A 17,952-nucleotide genomic window follows, 5' to 3' on the forward strand; every position below is an offset into this window, starting at 1 on the left:
AAGCAGCATGAGAAGGAGCATTAGCTATGTCTGGATAACATCTAGCAGCTTCAGTACAGCTAAATACGTTAGAAGCCGCATTGAGAAAATTAATGTAGTCAATGTCGGTACACTTAGGTGGATTTATGTCCATAACTCCGTACGTTTTTAGAGAAACACTAAGCCATAAGTATATTTATAAAGATATCAAGTTTTCGGCATTTTAACTGCGTAAGTCCTAAACCGGTTTTATCAGTCAGTTTTATAAATCGGTTTTATCAGTCAGTTTTATCAATTAGTTTTATCAATCAGTTTTATCAATCAGTTATATCTTTCCGGAGGTAGCTTTTAAATGGTATCAATTAAAGCAGGTATTTTAGGCGCCACAGGCGCTGTCGGGCAGAGATTTGTAGAAGCACTTTCAAACCACCCCTGGTTTGAGATTACAGCCCTTGCAGCATCCGAGAGAAGCGCCGGCAAAACATACAAAAAAGCTGCAGGCTGGAGGTTAGATACAGCTATGCCGGAAAGCGTTGAAAATCTCGAAGTTGTTCCTGTAGATCCAAAAGCCGTAGATGCGGACGTGGTGTTTTCGGCACTTCCTGCAGACCTTGCCCTGAAAGTGGAACCCGAATTTGCAAAAGCCGGGTTTGCAGTAGCAAGCAATGCCTCATCCTACAGAATGGAAAAGGACATTCCCCTTGTGATTCCTGAGGTAAATCCAGAGCACCTCGGGCTTCTCGAAGTCCAGCAGGATGCAAGAGGATGGGACGGATATATCATTACAAACCCCAATTGTTCCACTATTGTCATGACCGTTACCTTAAAGCCTCTTATGCAGTTTGGACTTGAAACCATACAGGTAGCCACAATGCAGGCGATATCAGGGGCAGGTTTTTCCGGAGTTGCCGCAATGGCAATTTATGACAATATAATCCCATACATAGGAAACGAAGAAAAGAAGATGGAAACTGAAACTTTAAAGCTCCTTGGAGAGTTCAACGGCTCTGAAATCGTGCCTGCAGATATGAGAGTCAGTGCGTCCTGCAACAGAGTCCCTGTAATAGATGGGCATACCGAAGCCATCTGGGCCGGAATGAGGGATAAACCGACGCCTGAAGAAGTAAGGAAAGCTTTCCTGAAATTTGACCCCAGGCTGAAAGAACTTCCTTCCGAGCCGGCAAAACCTTTAATTGTAAGAGATGAAATTGACAGGCCTCAGCCGCGCCTTGACCGCAACATGGGCAAAGGCATGAGTGTCTCAGTAGGCCGTATAAGAGAAGGAATCCGCTACATCGCAATGGGACATAACACCATCCGTGGAGCAGCCGGGGCAAGTGTGCTGAATGCGGAACTCCTGCATTCAATGGGCAAACTTTAAATTTGGATGGCTTACAAGCAAAATAGAATGAAAAGTGAAAGCCTCACAGCTTAAGAAGGCTTTTACTTTTCAGATTCGCTACTCATTTTAAATCTATCAAGTCGTTCTTTCCTTTTTTGCTTACTTCCGATCTTTTGAGAATTTCAGGAAAAAAGCTTTCTTGCAGCTTCCTCTGCCTTTCTCATAACTTCTTTTACAGGGATGCCGCTCTTTTTTGCGATTTTTTTGCAATCCTCAAACTCGGCAGAAATATTGAGCAGCATTCCCTCAGAATCCCTGGCAATCTTGACCGCAGATTCATATATCTGCCCTTCGACCTCAAACTTAACCAATTCTATTCGTCTGGCAGCCATCAACCTGTGCCTGGTAGGGATAACTCTTACTCCAAGGGATCCTGTTTCGATAATGATTTTCCTGGCAAGCTTTGCAGTGTCTTCAGGTTTTGCAATGACCTTAATAACATGAGCAGGACGGCCTTTTTTCATTGTTGCCGGGAGGATTGCAACATCCCTTGCTCCCATAGCAAGTAACTCCTCGAACAGGTTACCCAGTACTTCTCCACTCACGTCGTCAGCATTCGTTTCGAGTACCTCAATCATATCCGGAATCAGGCAGGAATCAAGTTCGCATACCATTCCCTGAAGCACATTAGGACCGGCAAGCTCGGAATCCCCAGCCCCATAACCAATTGAAACTACCCTGCCCTGAGGAAAAGCTTCCAGAGGTCTTGCAAAATGGGCAAGAATAGCAGCTCCTGTAGGAGTCAGAAGCTCCTTTTGATCAATTCCTCCCCTGAAATAGAATTTTCCTTTCCTGAGAATCTCAAGGGTTGCAGGCGCTGGCACAGGCAAAACTCCATGTGCGCATTCGATTGTTCCACTGCCTACATTTATAGGAGTGCAGTAAACGGAATCGCAGTTAAGGGAATGGATCGCTGCCGAAGAACCGATTATATCAGCAAGGGCATCACTCTGCCCAACCTCATGGAAGTGAAGCTTCTCAAGGTCAGGCTGTCCATGAACTGAAGCTTCGGCTTCAGCCAGCTTCGAGAAGATATCAAGAGCACTTGCTTCCACACTGGAAGGCAGTTTTGCGGCTTTTACCACGTCCAGAATTTCCGGATATGTACGGACTGACTCTTTTTCAGGCACGTTAATCCGGACATCCAGGGCCTTTATCCCCTGTTTCACGATTTCTTTTATATCTACGGATACGTTGACAGAAGCTTCTATCAGTTCTTTAACCGTTTTTCGGTCAGCCCCGAGATCGAGAGTGCATCCAAGGATCATATCTCCTGCTGCCCCTGAAAAAGGGTTGAATACAAGTGCTTTCATAAAATTCCTTCCTGCATTTCGATTTCTTTTTCTCTTATTTTTCTTTTCCTTTTATTCCTTTTTTATTCCCTTTTTATTACCCCTGTTACTCTCTTGTCTGCTCTGCCCTATCTTCTTTGCCATGGGTATAAGCAGCCGCAATCATATTTGCAATCCTTGCAGCATATGCCCCCGCAACAAAGCCTGCATCAATATTCACAACTGCAAGTGTGGAACAGGATTGGAGCATTGCCAGTAGGGCAGCTTTTCCTCCTCCACCTGCTCCGTAGCCTGTCGAAACCGGAAGCCCTATTACAGGCACATCAACTAATCCCGAGACTATTGTGGGAAGCGTTCCTTCCCTCCCGGCTGCAACGACTATTGCTCCTGGCATCCTGGCTTTCAGTTTATCCAGCGCCGGGATAAGCCTGTGGATTCCCGCAACTCCCACATCATAAACCGCAACCGTCTCACAACCCATTTCTGAAGCTACAACCCTGGCTTCTTCCGCAGCCGGGATATCTGCCGTGCCTGCTGAAACGAACCCTACGACTCCCCCTGTCCTAGGAGCTGGCGTGCCGTCATGGATAACAACTGTACGAGCCCTGCTGTTCCACTCCAGTTTATCATGGTCAAAGGCCTGCTTTAAGGCTTCAAGATGTCCTGGTGAGACCCGTGTAATAAGAGCTCTTTTGCTCTCAGCAACCATGACCCTTGCAATTTCTACCACGTCGTCAGGATCTTTACAATCGGCAAGAATAGCCTCGATTACTCCTGTTCTGCTTTTTCTGTGAGAATCAAGTTTTGCTATATCCATATAGGAGACAAACCCCAGGCCTCGAGCCTGCTTCTCCGCAGTCTCAAGATCCATTTTTCCGTCTTTAACAGCCTTAAGTATGTCAGTAAGATCCATGTATTAACCTTCGCCTAGAGGAATTAGATGTTCTAGCAATGAACAGTTTAAATATCAAGTTATTGGATAACAATTTATTCGTTTGGAGACTTTTTAGAGTTTAGCGCTATGCTCATACAAGCTTGATTTTCAGAATTCTCGGTTGTTGCTTTGCAATTTGAGGTAAAAATTCAAAATTCCAAAGCTGAATGAATATAATTAACTAAACATGAAGATAAACAGCGGAAAATGAAGATATCGTTTAATCTTTAAATAAAAGTCAGCCTAAACAATATCTTCATTTTGCTTTTTTGGCACTTAGAATTGTTCTCGCTTTTAAGTTTGTTTCTTGAACATCTGCTTTGCCATATCAACTCTCTCCTCCAGGTCAGATCCTTCAAGTTCTTCGACAACGGATTCAAGCATCATTGGTATATCAATGTGCTGGGGACATTTTTCAAGGCACTGCCCACATTGTACGCACTGGGATGCAAATCCGGTTTCTCCAACGGATATGGCACCACTCAACTGTGCAGCATAGAAGAACTTTACATCGTCTGGATTGTTGGACATGTAGAGTTTGTTGTACAATTCAAAACAGAGTGGGATATTCACCCCTGATGGACAGGGCATACAGTATCTGCAGCCTGTACAGCCTACTTTCATCAGTTCGCGGTACTTCCGCTCCACTTTCTGTATTAGCTGCAGTTCGGTTTCTGTCAGGGAATTCGGGTAAGCCTCGCCTGCCACCTTAAGGTTCTCTTCAATATGTGTTTCCTCATTCATTCCGGAGAGGACAACCGTGACTTCGGGATGATTCCATACCCATCGAAGAGCCCATTCTGCAGCTGTCCTTTTCGTAGGGGCTTCATTCCATATCTCTTTTACAGCAGAGGGTACTGGATTTGTGAGGTTTCCTCCACGTAGGGGTTCCATAATGATTACTCCAAGGCCTTTTGAAGCTGCATATTCCAAACCCCTGGTGCCTGCCTGATTCTTTTCGTCCAGAAAGTTATACTGGATCTGACAAAAGTCCCAGTCATAGGCATCCACTATCCGGTTGAAATCCTCTCCCGAGCCATGGAAAGAAAAACCTGCGTTAATTATTCGGCCATCAGCTTTGGCTTTGTCAAGGAAATCAGCTACACCAAGCTTTTCAATATTGTCCCACAGGTTGCCAACAAGAGAATGGATAAGGTAATAGTCAATATGGTCTGTTTTGAGTTTATTCAGCTGAGCATTCAGGAACTTATCCATATCTTCTCGGCTCTCTATAAGCCATGAAGGAAGTTTTGTTGCGAGTTTCACTTTTTCACGGTATCCATCGGCAAGAGCACGACCTAAGAAAGGCTCGCTCTGTTCCATGTGATAAGGCCAGGCAGTATCAACATAATTTACTCCTTGGTCGATTGCATAGCGTACCTGCCTGGTTGCTCTTTCTTCGTCTATACTACCGTCTTCTTTCACTGGAAGGCGCATGCATCCGAATCCAAGTATCGAAAGCTCGTCCCCGTTTTTAGGCATTTTTCTGTATAACATTTTAGTTCTCCTGAATTTTTGAATTATTTAGCCGCATTGTGATTGACTAATCACTTGCAGGGGGGCAAAAATAAGTCTCCTGCCTGCTATCTCCAGATATTTGTTCAAATTTCGATTCGTAGAACACTGCTCTGCTCATTTTTTGTAACCTAGATATTTTGCAAAGAATGATTCCAATTTGTCAAATGGGATCATGTCGGTCCTGTCGTACAGATCAATATGTCTTGCTCCCGGAACTATGTAGAGTTCTTTGGGTTCAGCAGCCCTTTCATAGGCACCTTCACTAAAATATCTAGAGTGAGCATTTTCACCGATGATGAACAAAATTGGTCGTGGTGAAATGTTATCAATATAGTTCATCAAAGGGAAGTTCATGAATGACATGCTACTTGTAATAGTGAATGCAGCTCCTGCATTAGGATGATGTCCACGCTCCATTCCGTAGTATTCAAAAAATTCACTTGAAATTGGATCTAATCCTTCTGGAATTGAATCAGCGGGTTTACTTGGGAAACCCACAGGCACTTCTGGAGTACCATTCTCAAAGTCTTTCCATCGTTGCTCGCCCAACTGAACTAAAGTTTGGGCACGCTGTTCATCAGTCATTGTTTTTCCAAATCCGTCTCTTATCATACTACTTATATCATACATACTTGCAGTAGCAACTGCCTTGATACGTGGATCAACTTGAGCTGCAGTAATTGAAAATCCACCACTTCCACAGATACCAATAGCGCCGATCCTGTTCCTGTCCACGAAAGGACGTGTTCCCAAAAAGTCTACTCCTGCACTAAAATCTTCAACAAATATATCTGGAGAAGAGACATGCCTTGGTTCACCACTGCTTTCGCCATTAAAAGATTCATCGAACGCAATGGCAACAAATCCTCGTTCTGCCATATTCTGTGCGTAAATACCAGCACCTTGCTCTTTTACACCACCATAAGGTGTTCCTATGACAATTGCTGGGTATTTTTTAGACTTATCTATGTCCTTTGACAGGTACATGTCTGCTACAACGGTAATTCCGTACCTGTTTTTATAGGATACTTTTTCTACAGTTACCTTTTCACTGAGCTCAAAAGTTCTCATACTTGATTCATTTTTAGATTCCATATTTCCCGACATTTTTAGTTCTCCTGAATATTAGAATTGTATCAATAGCATTACCAATGACTGACTGAACAGTCAGTAGTAGATGGATATTCTAGTATATAGTTATTATGATTGACTAATCACTCACGACAGGACTAGAAATAAGTTTTATCCTACTAGGCCAGTTCAATCAAAATATCAAAACTGCTATGTAATGAATCCATCATAGACGGGGTGCAATCAACGTAGCGTCCAGAACTACTGATTCACCATAACAATATTTCTCATTAGGTATGAGACACACACATATGCATACATTACATACTACAGAGCCTGTCTATTCTTTGATTATTGGTTTTGGTCTTTCAGACCTCTCGATTTTACTTATGTTTACACTTTCTTGATCTGTATCGTGCCTGACATGTTTTTGATATGCTCGCCGCCTGATATGACATTTCCTAACTCATATAAACCGCCTGCAGAGCCGAACTTATCATAAAACATTACTACGTCTCCCCATAGCGCATAATATGCAAGTGTTCCAAACTGTGCATTTGCCATAGGTGTGTTAGTTGTATCGAGTTTTTTGGGTGGATAAAATATCTTTTCATTATTGCTGTAATCTTCAACATTAATCGTTAAGGGCAATTGTTCATAGAGTTCTTTTGCAGCTTTACCATCATTGAGTTCATAAATCGTTGTTTCTCCATTTGCTTGAATACTGATTTTCATTTTTGTCTCCTCCTCTTCTTGACTGGCTTCATCTTGTTCATCTTCTGATTGATTGCCAATGGCTATTTGATTCATGTTATTTTGTTCAGCACATCCTATCACTAAAATTGCCAGTAAAATTACTCCAAAACAAATTAACATCCATTTTATTCCATTATATTCGGGAATAATTTTCATTGACAAAGCCTCAATTTATTATGTTTCTTGCACGGTCAAATCATTATTGTTGAAAATATCTCCATTATAAGTATCAGAATTCTGAATTTCTTCTTTATTCAGCTCTTTCCGGACTTCGATTACACATGAAGCATCAGCTGGTCGATTATTATCCAATATTACTTCTCCAATTGAATCCGCACTGATATGTCCGCTGCATGGATTTTTTACACTTGTTATCGAACCTGTAATTACAGCATGAACATCGCTGTATTCAAAGGCAAGATCACAATCAATCATTTCGCAATCTTCCAGGATCAGACCTTTTGCATAACAAAGCGGCTGGGTTCCAATTATTTTACACCGGATCAGTTTGAGATTTTCAGAGTACCAACCCAGATATTCGCCTTTTACGGTACTGTCTGAGACAGTGACATTTTTGCTGTGCCAGAAAGCATCCTTTGTATTCAGACAGGAATCCCTGATTTCTACATTTTTCACATACTGAAAAGAGTATTTACCGTTCAATACAAAATTATCAAGCAGGATATCTGAGCTGTAGAAAAATGGATATTCAGATTCAAGCTCTGTATTCTTTATCATCATTCTGTGTGATAACCATCCAAATTCGGATGATTGAATATTACAGTTTTCAATAGTAATATCCTCACATTCCCGTACAGCTTTACTGCCTGCCATATGACTTTCTTTTATTGTTATCTGTTTGCTGTACCATAATGCAGCACGGCATGTTTCTGTCATACGGCAGTTTTCAATTTGAGCGTTCCTGACATGCCAGAAAGGATAACGAAGCCTGAAGTCACAATCTGAAACGTCTATGTCTGCGCTTTTCTTTAAGACAGATTCTCCATCGCGAGGGCCATCAAAGATACAATGAATGATTGTCGCATTATGTATACCATAAAGGGCACGCTCTTCATCCATTGTCAAGTCTTTAAATTCATTTATTTGCTCTCGTTTTTGTTCAACACTGATTGGAGTGTCGAGCTTTGCGGATAATTCAGTCGTCTGGGAGCCAACATCGGAACTCTTTTTATATTGGGTATTATCAAAGGCAATTGATTCACTTGCTTGCATTATTTCTACGATATTTTTAGTGTTTTGACTCATATTTGAACCTGTTTTTATCCTAGATTTTCTTTGAAGAATGATTCCAATTTATCATAAGGAATCATGTCTGGCGAGTTATTAACTAATCAATGAAAATATGAGTGACTAATCAGTCGTTTATTTAATAAAAATACTAGTATATAGGGATAAGCATTACAATGTTCTGATTAGGGATAAGCATTACAATGTTCTGATAACTTTTGCTGGTACGCCAGCCACGACTGTGTTAGGAGGAACATCTTGCGTAACAACAGCTGCGGCTGCTACGACAGAGTTTTCTCCGATAGTTACACCGGGTAAAATGGTTGCAGCAGCACCTATCCATACATTCCTTTTAATCCATATCGGAGTTGAAATTAATTCCTTTCTATGGGCTGGATCCAATGGGTGATTGGATGTGATAAGATTGGCTTTTGGTCCTATCTTGGTGTCATCCTCGATTGTTATGCCTCCTCTATCCATAAAGGTGCATGCGTGATTGATAAACACATTTTTACCGACCTTAATATTTCGTCCGAAATCTGTATAGAATGGAGGAGTTACCCTAGAAGATTCATCCACCTCCGAACCTATCAACTCACTGAACAGGCTCCTTATTTCATTCTCATCATGAACTGAAGTATTCAATCTGGTGGTTAGTTCTGCAGCACGAAGCATCACTTCCTTTAACTTTGGGTATTCCGGGTCATCTATAGAAACTGGTTCTCCAGACCGATCACGTTCAAAAATGTCTTTATTCAACACTTTTTCACTCATTGAAACTATCCTCTTGATCTACCATTAAATCTACTCGGGTATCACTTCGTTCAAACATGCAATCGCATTCAATGTTCTCGGATATCCGATATACGGCAATAGCTGCGTAACTGCGCTGAGCAGTGTTTCTTTATCGTTCCCAACATTCAGATTTCCCTGTATATGCCCCTTTAACTGAGGCTCACATCCACCCAGTGACAGGATCATAGAAAACGTAAGGAGTTCTCTTGTTTTTACATCCAGACCTTTTCTGGTGTAGTAATCACCAAAGCAGTTTGCAGACAGATATTTCTGAATATGAATCTGGTTTTCAGGTGCTGCCTCGTACATTTTATCGATTATGTCACCAAATATTTCCTTCTGCACTTCCAGTCCTTTTTCAAATCGTGTTTCAGGCGAAGTTGTAGACTGGCCTTCCAGTGGTAGTTTTACTCCTCTACTTTCCAGTATTTCATTAGTAGCATGAATAAAATCAAATGCCTTCGCCATCCCAACATATGGTACAGATTGATATACAATCTCCTTAACCTCAATTGGAGTTACACCGACATTAAGTGCAGCACCAAGCATTACTTTATATTCGTTTAAAGTCTGGCTTGCAATTAATGATGCTAAAATAACCATTAACCTGGTTTTTGTATCCAGATTTCCATAACTGATCACTTCATCAAAAGCGAAATTGTCAAAGATTTCCAAAAGTTCCGGATCTGTTATTTTTAGCGTTGATTTATGATCGATTTTTAGCGTTGATTTATAATCGGGAAATAATTCTTCATAGTTCTTGTTTGCAATTTCACTGATACCCATAATTTACCCATCTCTTTCAGTTCAAGCGGATATTCAGAATCTTTTTCGCTACTTCCTCATAGCTGACAGTTTGTTTCCTAACAGTTTGTTTCGCAGGTTGGTCGGTCAAATTATCATTCATCCTTATTTTGTCGGTAATCCCGGTCCGGCATCAAATTCTGCTGACACATCTTTTAAGTACTCTGTTATCTTCAAATGCTGAGGGCATGCCTTCTCGCATTGTTTACAGTCTATGCAATCGCTAGCCTTGCCATGAGTTGAAGTGAGATTCAGATAGTAAACAAACTGGCTTGAGATATTATCAGTTACAGCACGCTTTGCACTATTATATAATGCAAAGTAATCCGGTATTGCAATATTCTCAGGACATCCTTCTACACAATATCTGCATGTTGTGCAGGGAATTGCAGTATCTTCATTTATAATATCAATTACCTGGTTGATGATCCTGTATTCTTCCTCGTCCAGAGGTTTGAAGTCTGTCATATATGAGGTATTATCAAGTACCTGTTCCATGGTATTCATACCGCTAAGTACCATCATGACACCTTCCTGACTGGCAGCAAACCTGATTGCCCAGGAGGCAACGGAAGCTTCCGGATTATATGCTTTCATCAATTCTTCTGCTTTTTCAGGAACAGAGGCAAGATTTCCTCCCTTGCAGGGTTCCATTACAACAACTGGCATGTTATGTTTTCTTGCCACTTCATGGCATCTTCTTGACTGGATACCGGGATTCTCCCAGTCAATATAATTGATCTGCAACTGAACAAAATCCAGTTCCGGATGAGCAGTTAGAATTTCATCCAGTAGTTCCGGGGTGTCGTGAAAAGACATGCACAGATTCTTTATTTTGCCTTCTTCCTTTTTCTTCAAAGCAAAACCGAATGTATCATATTTGCATGCCTGCTCATAAGCACTCATACCAATATTGTGAAGCAGGTAATAATCAAAAAATTCAACACCACAATTTTCCAGCTGCTCATTAAAAATTCTATCCTGATCCTCCACTGCTTTTAACATTCTGGGAGGAAGTTTCGTCGCAAGAGTAAATTCATCTCGGTTATGCCTTTTTACCAGAGCCTCTCTAATGGCTTCCTCACTCTTGAAGCCATGGTATGTGTACGCGGTATCAAAGTAAGTAAATCCTTTTTCCAAAAACGTATCTACCAATTTGTTTAATGCTTCTGTGTCAAACGATGTCTGATCATCTTTGTCCAGAAGTGGTAATCTCATACAGCCAAAACCTAATCGTTTTGCCATTTTTATCCTCCCCTGTTCAATGATCCATAAATGTCCTGTAGAAATGTCCTGTAGGCTCAAACAATTTATGAAACAATACCAATATTGCTCAGCCAATCCACAATATCTTTTTTCGCAGCACTTACACGAGACCCATGGACAGCGAGCCCCTTCAAAAGAGTTGCTTTCGGACAAAGTTTTGCAATATCTTTTTCACTACGGCCTAATCCGCTTCCTTCATGGGTACAAAACGGAACAATAGTTTTTCCGGAAAGGTCATATTCTTCCAGGAATGTAAACACTGGCATTGGCATCGTTCCCCACCAGTTGGGATAACCCAGGAATATCAAGTTATAAGAGTCCATATTTTCCACATGGCTGGAAAGCTCCGGTCTGGCATTGTTATTCAGTTCCTTTTTTGCCACGTTGGTGGTTGCAGAATAATCTTTGGGATAAGACTTTACCGTAACAATACGGAAAAGATCGCATCCTGTCATTTCCCGGATCATGTCGGCTACCACTTTTGTGTTACCGACAGGCAAATTCACGATCTTTCCGCTGACATAGTTATTCCCCTCACGTGAAAAATAGGCTATCAGGCATTTCTCTTCGTTCAAATTCGACATTTAGTATCCCATACCTTCTTATTCTCACTGAAATTATCATCACTTTTTGTGATAAAAAAGCAAGGACCTTGGAGGTCATATTATAAGGATGACATGTCAATTACATATCGATAGCGGGCTTCTTTATTTACGACCTTCTCCCATATCTCATTGATCATTTCAGGTTTGATCATCTGAATTTGCGGATAGATCTTATTTTCCGCACAATAATCAACAACTTCTTGTGTTTCTGGTATTCCTCCAATAAGTGATCCATTGAAGTTTACTCTATTGAAAATCATATTGAAGTTGTTAATTGTGAGTTCTCCTCCAATTGGTTGTCCTACTTGAGTGAAGTATCCATATGGTTTTACGCAATCAATGTATGATGACATTTCGTATGCGTATGGAATTGTGGATATCATGTAATCCATTTTTCCTTTCCATGGTTGTAGGTCGCTTGGTGAGTTAACAACAATAACTTCTGTTGCTCCGAATGCAAGACAATCTTCTTTTTTGCTTTCAGTGGTTGTAAAGGCATAAACTTCGGCACCTTTTGATATGGCTAATTTAATAGCTACGTGCCCCAGCCCACCAATTCCTGCAACTCCTACTTTATCCCCTTTTTTGAAATTAGCTCTCATTAAAGGTGAATAGGTAGTAATACCAGCACATAGTAATGGAGCAGCTTCCTGCAGATCTATGGAATCTGGTATCTTTATTGCAAAATGCTCTGTGACAACGATATTTTGAGAATATCCTCCCTGACTTATACCGGTAGGTGATGATTCTTCAGGATAACCATATGTCATTATAGTTGCATTGTTGTCGCAATGATGTTCTTCACCATTCTTGCAGCTTTCACACTCCATACAACTGCTAACCATGCACCCAACTCCTGCACGATCACCTACTTTGAACTTTGTTACGTTCTTTCCAACAGCAGCAACCACACCCACAATTTCATGACCAGGCACTTGTGGATATTGTTGTGGTCCCCAGTGTCCTTTGATCTGATGAATGTCAGAATGACAAACTCCACAGTATTTAATATCAATTAGAATGTCATTATCACCTACAGGTCTTCTTTCAAAAGACCAGGGAACTAGCTTTCCGGACTCATCTTTTCCAGCATAACCTTTTGATTGAATATTTTCCGCCATATTTATGCACTTCTTATTTACTTTGTAACTTTTAACTTCAATTCAAATTCTTAAATACCTCAACCAAATTCATTTCAATTTATTGTACTCTTCATCAGCTACAGGTTCAAGCCATTCTGCCGGTCCTGCGTTGGCATTTGTCTCAACGGAAAGGTGTACAAACCAGCTGTCATGTGCTGCTCCATGCCAGTGCTTTACATCTGGTGCTATTGTCACTACATCACCAGGTTTAAGTTCCCTTGCAGGCTTTCCTTCTTCCTGATAGTAACCACGTCCGCCTGTTACTAACAGAATCTGACCTCCGGGATGCTTATGCCAGTTATTTATGCATCCGGGTTCGAATGTTACATTGCCGATGGGACAATTAAATTCATTATCCCTTCCAACCAGCATGCTAACCCATACTTTACCTGTAAAATACTTGCTTAAAAATTCAGGAAGTTCGTCTCCTTTCGGGAAAATTACACTCTCACTTAAGATTGGTTTGTCCATATTTTGTACCTCATTAATATTTATTGTCAAGTTTGGTTTTTTGAATGTCAAAGATTCTTACTGAAAAATTTACTAGCCGTGAACTGCCGTTAATACCGACAACTTTCATAATGTTCTCTCTGATTTTAGTTTCTTTAAAATTTTCTCGATATTCTTTCTTGATCGTTTACTCGATCAGTTTTTATGAGTGACTAATCAGTCACTATATAGGATTTAATAGTATATAAAAGTAAGCCCTACAGAGAAAGGTAGAATGTAAAAAAGTCATATCGTATGAGTCCATGTTCTCAACATTTGTTTTCAACCGGGGACTGTGTCCTCTCCCAGCTCCTTAAGTACTTGTTCCACAACCTCACTGTAATTACTGGGATATGGATCCTCGAGCACTATTTCAAAGAGGTCTACACCAGCATTTTCGTTGATTTGATTGGCAATTTCACACATATTGCCGGGATGTGAAAAATAAGCCACAAAATTTTTTGCGCTTTCGTCGGGCGTGGCGGACTGCATCAATACTTTTTACTCATTGAAATTACCCTACTATTCGGAGTCATCTTAACTTATCAAAATAATGTTTTGCTTCCAGCATTCTGCCACGGATATTAACATGGAAAGGACAGTTCTTTTCGCAGACACCGCATTCTATGCAGTCATTTGCGTTTTTGCTTAATTTCATGTAATGGTCTTTTGCGAGTTCGTCACCCGCTTTTGCCAGATCTAAATATTTGTTTACAGAACCGATGTCGATTCCAGATGGACATGGCTGACAGTGGTTACAGTAAATGCAGGCTCCCTGTATGTCTCGGTGCGGCAGGCTGCCGATAAAAGAATAGTCCCGTTCTTCTTCAGAAGTGGAGTAATATTTGAGTACATCTTCCAAATCTGCTCTGGAGCGTACACCCGGAAGACATGAGAGAACAGCCGGGCGATCCAGCGCATACTGTATGCACTGAGGTATAGTCATACTATGGCGGAATGGAGATGTCTTTGCGTTCAGCAACTGTCCACCATCATAAGGCTTCATTACCGTGATGCCAATGCCGCGTTTTTCACATTCACGATAAAGTTCCATACGCTCATGTGATAAAGCCAGCTGACCCTGTGAAGGTTTAAAATCATAAGCGGCGTTGAGGCTGAACATAAAAATGTCAATCTCTCCGGTCTCGATAAAGCGTCTACAAATATCCGTAGAATGGGATGAAAAGCCGAGATAGCGAATAGTTCCATCTTTCTTTAGCTTTCGAGCATAATCAAAAATTCCATTGGACATGATCTTTTCAAAATCACGAACCTCATCAACACAATGGATAATGCCAATGTCAGCGTAGTCCGTGCCGTATTTTTTCAGCTCCTGCTCAAACCCTCTCTTAAGTTTTGAAAGAACCCTTGTCCTCGAATATGTTCCCTTTGGGTAGACAGCACCCAGATGCATCTGCATAATCATCTCGTCCCGCTGTCCTTTCAGTGCCTGTTCAATGGGCTCCACTGCACTGGAATCATACATAACCGTGTCAATCAGATTTATGCCGTGTTCCATGCCATAACTAATGACGTCTTTGATTTCCTGCGGTCTAGATTCGTGCAGGCTTCCTGCGCCAATACCGATTGTGCTGATCTTACCGCCGCCATGCGGCATATTTCTATATTCAACTTTCATCTTTGAGTTCTCCGTTATTGATTATTCTTTGATAGGCGCTGCATTTTCCTATTCTGGACAAATTTCAGAACATAGTAAGTCACACAGATACAAACTCCCATGATGGAAAGGTAATCCGTGAAGAAAAACATGGCTGATTCATCAAAATTCCAATAGGAATATGTATAGTACAAAATCAATCTGGAACCCATGCCTCTTTCAAAAAATGCATACACTCCATATACAGCGATTAACACTGCCATGACTCGCACCGCAAATGTACATCCACGGTTAGGAGTGGGAATTCCCGGTACCTTTTGAACCATACCTATAATCATTCCCCAGTGCATTCCCAGATGTATGGAGATGAAGATAAATCCCCAATATGCGGCCAGAATGTGTATCTGCCGTGCAATCAAACCACCGTCTACTGGAATAAAAGCAAACACGCTACGGGAAACCAGCACGGAGCTTACCAACAGCATTAGCATCATTACGAAAAGAAGCAGATTGACCGCTGTATTAAAAACACGGCGTGTATTGTGCTTTCTTTTTATAACTGTATGATACCACCGTCGATTTAAGATACTGTGGACAATGAATAACACAAACAAGGAAACTCCTAACAGTTCATGGATCATGTTTCCGGTTAGGTTGTAAGCCATGACTGCCAACATGAGAACCGTCATAAAGAGGTCAATGGTCAGCTTAATCAACAATTTCTGAGTCAAAGAGTTTTCCTCATTTATTCTGTCATTCCTATTTCACGCAGCCACTCGGATACATCATCCTGCGCAGTTTTTACACTTGATCCTCTGATTGCAAGGCCGTCCAGAATAGTGGACTGCGGGCAAAGCTCGGTGATGTCTTCAACACTTCGTCCAAGGCCGCTTCCTTCGTGTGTGCAGAACGGTATAATGGTTTTCCCGGAAAAGTCATATTCCTCCAAAAATGAAAATACCGGCATTGGCATCGTTCCCCACCAGTTGGGATAACCTATGAAAACCACATTGTAGGAGTCAATGTTCTCAACTTTTGTTTTCAGCTGGGGCCTGTAGTTATCTTCCTGTTCCTGCTTTGCCTGATCAACCACAGAGTCATAATCCGTGGGATATGGATTTACGGTCACAATTTCAAAGATATCACCGCCGACTTTTTCGTGGATTTGATTAGCAATTACACGCGTATTGCCAGTATGTGAAAAATAAGCCACAAGAATTTTTTTTGGCGCTGAATCCGTTTGTGTATGATTTTCACTTTCAGTTTCCGTATTTGGAGAATTGGTTTTTTCTGGGACGGTAATACTGGGGCTATTGTTCTGTGTTTCTGGCTGTGTGCTATTTACGTCAACCTTTGTTGTGTCGCTGTCTGTGCATCCGCAGGCGGCTAGGAAGAGGCCCATTAAGATTATGAGAGCAAACGCTGATATTTTCTTCATCGTGTGTATCTCCTCTTTTATTTATATCCACAAATTTATTCTCATGTTCGCTATAGTGGAGAGCGATATTGGGATATTTCCTGAGCGTTATTTCAATTTCCTCAGTGGGCAAGGTATCTGAGCAGGAGTAAAACGCCGGAGGCAAGCGTATAGGCGTTCTGCACCCAGGAGAGTCCGGTGGCTGAGAAGCCAAGACTGTTCTGAATCTCCGGGAGCCCTGTAATGACGACTGAGATGTCGAATGCAATCATCAAGTAGCTGGTGAGAATGATAGCGAGCACGGCAGTAGGGTGCAAAAGGTGCACGGTACTATCCTTCATATGATAATTTCCCCGATTGGCCGTATTGTTATTTTACATGTAAGAAGTTTCATAGATGGCAATACAATCTTCCATGCTTAGCTCAGTTCGTCACAAAGGAACAGGCCACCCACCGTATCCTTTGCGTTCTTCGCCATGGTTTCAAATTCTCCGGTTCAATGCCGTAATCGGGCATCCTGAGGTCTGCAACTCCGCAATCTTCCTGCAATTTCACCAGCATTGTGATGAAGTCCATCGGCTCCTTCACATCCTTCATTCCCATTATCTGTGCCATTTGTACGAACCTGTCATCACATACATATCGCTCATTAGATTGACGCCATTAGAAACGTAGCCTTCTACACTATGAAATAACGCATCAAAACCTTGATATGCAGTAAATTTCGGCGGTACAGATGTCAAAAGTTCCAGACCAACGACTGCCATAATTCAAAAAGACAATTTAAATTTTGAGACGAACCCATTATATTAGGACTTACGTACTTGAGGAGCAAAATCAATTACGTCAAATACTGTGGATGAAAGTCACATTTTAGACAGTTAATGGTCTAATGCTGTTGATTTTTCAGTTCAACTGCGTAAGTCCTATATAATATGAATTTTCCCCACATGACACTAAAACTTGACTTTAAATTTCAATAAGTTCGTAGTCTCTGCTTCCAAATCCGAGTTCTTCTCCGTACTTAAGCTGATGGGTTCCATCGATCATAGGCCAGGTACCTCTGAACTTATCAGTTCCTACCTCGTGATTACATTGCAGAGAGGAGTTAACAAGCCCTTTCTGTCTATTTACAAGATCATAGCTTGCCTGGTCAATGGCTACAGGATCTTTTGAAGCAAGAATTCCTATATCTGACACAATAGGAGCATCACTCCATGGCACACAATCACAATCAGGCGAGATATTAAGCAGGAAATTCATATAACCTACTTTTCCTTCTTTTTCTTTTACTGCACCATAAGCATACTCTGTAAGACTCTCAAGAAACTCTGGCATATCAGATTCCCAATCTATAGTTATGGCTTCGGCAGGGCAAACTTCCATGCACTGTCCACAGCTTATACAGACATTAGGATCAATCATTGAGACTTCTCCCAGAAGATGAGGAGCTCCTACAGGACAGATTTTAACACATTTCTGACAGCCGATGCACTTCTCCTGAATAACATGCGGGCTTGTACTGAAGTGCTGATACTTTTTGCCGACCGCTGGAGCACATCCCATAGCGAGATTTTTGATAGCTCCTCCGAAACCAGCCATAATGTGCCCTTTAA

The 17,952-nt window shown here is 41.4% G+C and carries 21 protein-coding genes and 1 pseudogene; 1 reads left to right on the plus strand and 21 read right to left on the minus strand.

Features of this window, described 5'->3' with window-relative positions; genetic code table 11:
- A pseudogene (locus A9239_RS20295) lies at nt 1-133 on the minus strand (IS701 family transposase); the annotation flags it as partial.
- Between the two features lie 198 nt (nt 134-331).
- On the opposite strand from A9239_RS20295, the gene asd reads away from it, so the two are divergent.
- Nucleotides 332-1,360, plus strand: a complete 1,029-nt coding sequence (gene asd / locus A9239_RS06975; protein WP_048120394.1) for an aspartate-semialdehyde dehydrogenase — start codon at nt 332-334, stop codon at nt 1,358-1,360.
- A 143-nt stretch (nt 1,361-1,503) separates the two neighbouring features.
- Here the strand turns inward: asd and larC are convergent, their stop codons facing one another.
- The 20 genes from larC to A9239_RS07070 all read right to left on the minus strand — a co-directional run.
- Nucleotides 1,504-2,694, minus strand: coding sequence for a nickel pincer cofactor biosynthesis protein LarC (gene larC, locus A9239_RS06980; protein WP_048120396.1), 1,191 nt, complete (start codon nt 2,692-2,694; stop codon nt 1,504-1,506).
- An 85-nt stretch (nt 2,695-2,779) separates the two neighbouring features.
- Nucleotides 2,780-3,586 (minus strand): nickel pincer cofactor biosynthesis protein LarB, encoded by an 807-nt coding sequence (gene larB, locus A9239_RS06985; RefSeq protein WP_048120398.1) that lies wholly within the window; start codon nt 3,584-3,586, stop codon nt 2,780-2,782.
- Between the two features lie 315 nt (nt 3,587-3,901).
- On the minus strand, nt 3,902-5,104 hold the full coding sequence (locus A9239_RS06990) for an aldo/keto reductase (protein ID WP_048120400.1): 1,203 nt from the start codon (nt 5,102-5,104) through the stop codon (nt 3,902-3,904).
- A gap of 135 nt (nt 5,105-5,239) precedes the next feature.
- Nucleotides 5,240-6,232: an alpha/beta hydrolase gene (locus tag A9239_RS06995; RefSeq protein ID WP_048120402.1), complete on the minus strand. Its 993-nt coding sequence runs from the start codon at nt 6,230-6,232 to the stop codon at nt 5,240-5,242.
- A gap of 357 nt (nt 6,233-6,589) precedes the next feature.
- A complete protein-coding gene (locus tag A9239_RS07000) occupies nt 6,590-7,108 on the minus strand; it encodes a cyclophilin-like fold protein (protein WP_048120403.1) in 519 nt (172 codons plus the stop codon).
- Between the two features lie 18 nt (nt 7,109-7,126).
- A complete protein-coding gene (locus A9239_RS07005) occupies nt 7,127-8,218 on the minus strand; it encodes a DUF3737 family protein (RefSeq protein WP_048154233.1) in 1,092 nt (363 codons plus the stop codon).
- Between the two features lie 180 nt (nt 8,219-8,398).
- Nucleotides 8,399-8,974 carry a sugar O-acetyltransferase gene (locus tag A9239_RS07010; RefSeq protein WP_048120407.1) on the minus strand — a complete coding sequence of 192 codons (576 nt, stop codon included), beginning with the start codon at nt 8,972-8,974 and terminating at the stop codon, nt 8,399-8,401.
- Nucleotides 8,975-9,004: 30 nt separating this feature from the next.
- On the minus strand, nt 9,005-9,781 hold the full coding sequence (locus A9239_RS07015) for a carboxymuconolactone decarboxylase family protein (protein WP_048154228.1): 777 nt from the start codon (nt 9,779-9,781) through the stop codon (nt 9,005-9,007).
- Nucleotides 9,782-9,904: 123 nt separating this feature from the next.
- Nucleotides 9,905-11,044 carry an aldo/keto reductase gene (locus A9239_RS07020; RefSeq protein ID WP_048120410.1) on the minus strand — a complete coding sequence of 380 codons (1,140 nt, stop codon included), beginning with the start codon at nt 11,042-11,044 and terminating at the stop codon, nt 9,905-9,907.
- Between the two features lie 65 nt (nt 11,045-11,109).
- On the minus strand, nt 11,110-11,649 hold the full coding sequence (locus A9239_RS07025) for a flavodoxin (protein ID WP_048120411.1): 540 nt from the start codon (nt 11,647-11,649) through the stop codon (nt 11,110-11,112).
- Between the two features lie 80 nt (nt 11,650-11,729).
- Entirely contained in the window at nt 11,730-12,791 is a 1,062-nt protein-coding gene (locus A9239_RS07030) for an NAD(P)-dependent alcohol dehydrogenase (protein WP_048120413.1), read from the minus strand.
- Between the two features lie 69 nt (nt 12,792-12,860).
- Nucleotides 12,861-13,283 carry a cupin domain-containing protein gene (locus A9239_RS07035; protein ID WP_048154225.1) on the minus strand — a complete coding sequence of 141 codons (423 nt, stop codon included), beginning with the start codon at nt 13,281-13,283 and terminating at the stop codon, nt 12,861-12,863.
- Between the two features lie 300 nt (nt 13,284-13,583).
- Entirely contained in the window at nt 13,584-13,793 is a 210-nt protein-coding gene (locus tag A9239_RS07040; protein ID WP_052712646.1) for a hypothetical protein, read from the minus strand.
- A gap of 40 nt (nt 13,794-13,833) precedes the next feature.
- On the minus strand, nt 13,834-14,940 hold the full coding sequence (locus tag A9239_RS07045) for an aldo/keto reductase (protein ID WP_048120416.1): 1,107 nt from the start codon (nt 14,938-14,940) through the stop codon (nt 13,834-13,836).
- A 14-nt stretch (nt 14,941-14,954) separates the two neighbouring features.
- Complete coding sequence (locus A9239_RS07050; RefSeq protein ID WP_052712645.1) at nt 14,955-15,650, minus strand: DUF4405 domain-containing protein; 696 nt, start codon at nt 15,648-15,650, stop codon at nt 14,955-14,957.
- Between the two features lie 14 nt (nt 15,651-15,664).
- A complete protein-coding gene (locus A9239_RS07055) occupies nt 15,665-16,357 on the minus strand; it encodes a flavodoxin (protein WP_048120418.1) in 693 nt (230 codons plus the stop codon).
- Between the two features lie 101 nt (nt 16,358-16,458).
- Complete coding sequence (locus A9239_RS07060; protein WP_048120420.1) at nt 16,459-16,677, minus strand: hypothetical protein; 219 nt, start codon at nt 16,675-16,677, stop codon at nt 16,459-16,461.
- An 82-nt stretch (nt 16,678-16,759) separates the two neighbouring features.
- The gene (locus tag A9239_RS19885) at nt 16,760-16,951 is read right to left on the minus strand and encodes a hypothetical protein (RefSeq protein ID WP_048120422.1); all 192 of its coding nucleotides are present in this window, start codon (nt 16,949-16,951) and stop codon (nt 16,760-16,762) included.
- Nucleotides 16,939-17,103: an iron-containing alcohol dehydrogenase gene (locus A9239_RS20895; protein ID WP_203225583.1), complete on the minus strand. Its 165-nt coding sequence runs from the start codon at nt 17,101-17,103 to the stop codon at nt 16,939-16,941. The genes A9239_RS19885 and A9239_RS20895 overlap by 13 nt, the downstream gene beginning before the upstream one ends.
- 202 nt (nt 17,104-17,305) lie before the next feature.
- A partial coding sequence (locus tag A9239_RS07070; protein WP_141706397.1) for a DUF362 domain-containing protein occupies nt 17,306-17,952 on the minus strand: 647 nt, incomplete at its 5' end.

The sequence above is a fragment of the Methanosarcina sp. A14 genome, from assembly GCF_001729375.1.
GTDB lineage: Archaea > Halobacteriota > Methanosarcinia > Methanosarcinales > Methanosarcinaceae > Methanosarcina > Methanosarcina barkeri.

What these genes read in the sequence shown, in the direction of transcription:
- asd (WP_048120394.1), top strand. Translation starts at nt 332, where the DNA reads ATGGTATCAATTAAAGCAGGTATTTTAGGCGCCACAGGCGCTGTCGGG.
- larC (WP_048120396.1), bottom strand. Translation starts at nt 2,694, where the DNA reads ATGAAAGCACTTGTATTCAACCCTTTTTCAGGGGCAGCAGGAGATATG.
- larB (WP_048120398.1), bottom strand. Translation starts at nt 3,586, where the DNA reads ATGGATCTTACTGACATACTTAAGGCTGTTAAAGACGGAAAAATGGAT.
- A9239_RS06990 (WP_048120400.1), bottom strand. Translation starts at nt 5,104, where the DNA reads ATGTTATACAGAAAAATGCCTAAAAACGGGGACGAGCTTTCGATACTT.
- A9239_RS06995 (WP_048120402.1), bottom strand. Translation starts at nt 6,232, where the DNA reads ATGTCGGGAAATATGGAATCTAAAAATGAATCAAGTATGAGAACTTTT.
- A9239_RS07000 (WP_048120403.1), bottom strand. Translation starts at nt 7,108, where the DNA reads ATGAAAATTATTCCCGAATATAATGGAATAAAATGGATGTTAATTTGT.
- A9239_RS07005 (WP_048154233.1), bottom strand. Translation starts at nt 8,218, where the DNA reads ATGAGTCAAAACACTAAAAATATCGTAGAAATAATGCAAGCAAGTGAA.
- A9239_RS07010 (WP_048120407.1), bottom strand. Translation starts at nt 8,974, where the DNA reads ATGAGTGAAAAAGTGTTGAATAAAGACATTTTTGAACGTGATCGGTCT.
- A9239_RS07015 (WP_048154228.1), bottom strand. Translation starts at nt 9,781, where the DNA reads ATGGGTATCAGTGAAATTGCAAACAAGAACTATGAAGAATTATTTCCC.
- A9239_RS07020 (WP_048120410.1), bottom strand. Translation starts at nt 11,044, where the DNA reads ATGGCAAAACGATTAGGTTTTGGCTGTATGAGATTACCACTTCTGGAC.
- A9239_RS07025 (WP_048120411.1), bottom strand. Translation starts at nt 11,649, where the DNA reads ATGTCGAATTTGAACGAAGAGAAATGCCTGATAGCCTATTTTTCACGT.
- A9239_RS07030 (WP_048120413.1), bottom strand. Translation starts at nt 12,791, where the DNA reads ATGGCGGAAAATATTCAATCAAAAGGTTATGCTGGAAAAGATGAGTCC.
- A9239_RS07035 (WP_048154225.1), bottom strand. Translation starts at nt 13,283, where the DNA reads ATGGACAAACCAATCTTAAGTGAGAGTGTAATTTTCCCGAAAGGAGAC.
- A9239_RS07040 (WP_052712646.1), bottom strand. Translation starts at nt 13,793, where the DNA reads ATGCAGTCCGCCACGCCCGACGAAAGCGCAAAAAATTTTGTGGCTTAT.
- A9239_RS07045 (WP_048120416.1), bottom strand. Translation starts at nt 14,940, where the DNA reads ATGAAAGTTGAATATAGAAATATGCCGCATGGCGGCGGTAAGATCAGC.
- A9239_RS07055 (WP_048120418.1), bottom strand. Translation starts at nt 16,357, where the DNA reads ATGAAGAAAATATCAGCGTTTGCTCTCATAATCTTAATGGGCCTCTTC.
- A9239_RS07060 (WP_048120420.1), bottom strand. Translation starts at nt 16,677, where the DNA reads ATGAAGGATAGTACCGTGCACCTTTTGCACCCTACTGCCGTGCTCGCT.
- A9239_RS19885 (WP_048120422.1), bottom strand. Translation starts at nt 16,951, where the DNA reads ATGGCACAGATAATGGGAATGAAGGATGTGAAGGAGCCGATGGACTTC.
- A9239_RS20895 (WP_203225583.1), bottom strand. Translation starts at nt 17,103, where the DNA reads ATGGCAGTCGTTGGTCTGGAACTTTTGACATCTGTACCGCCGAAATTT.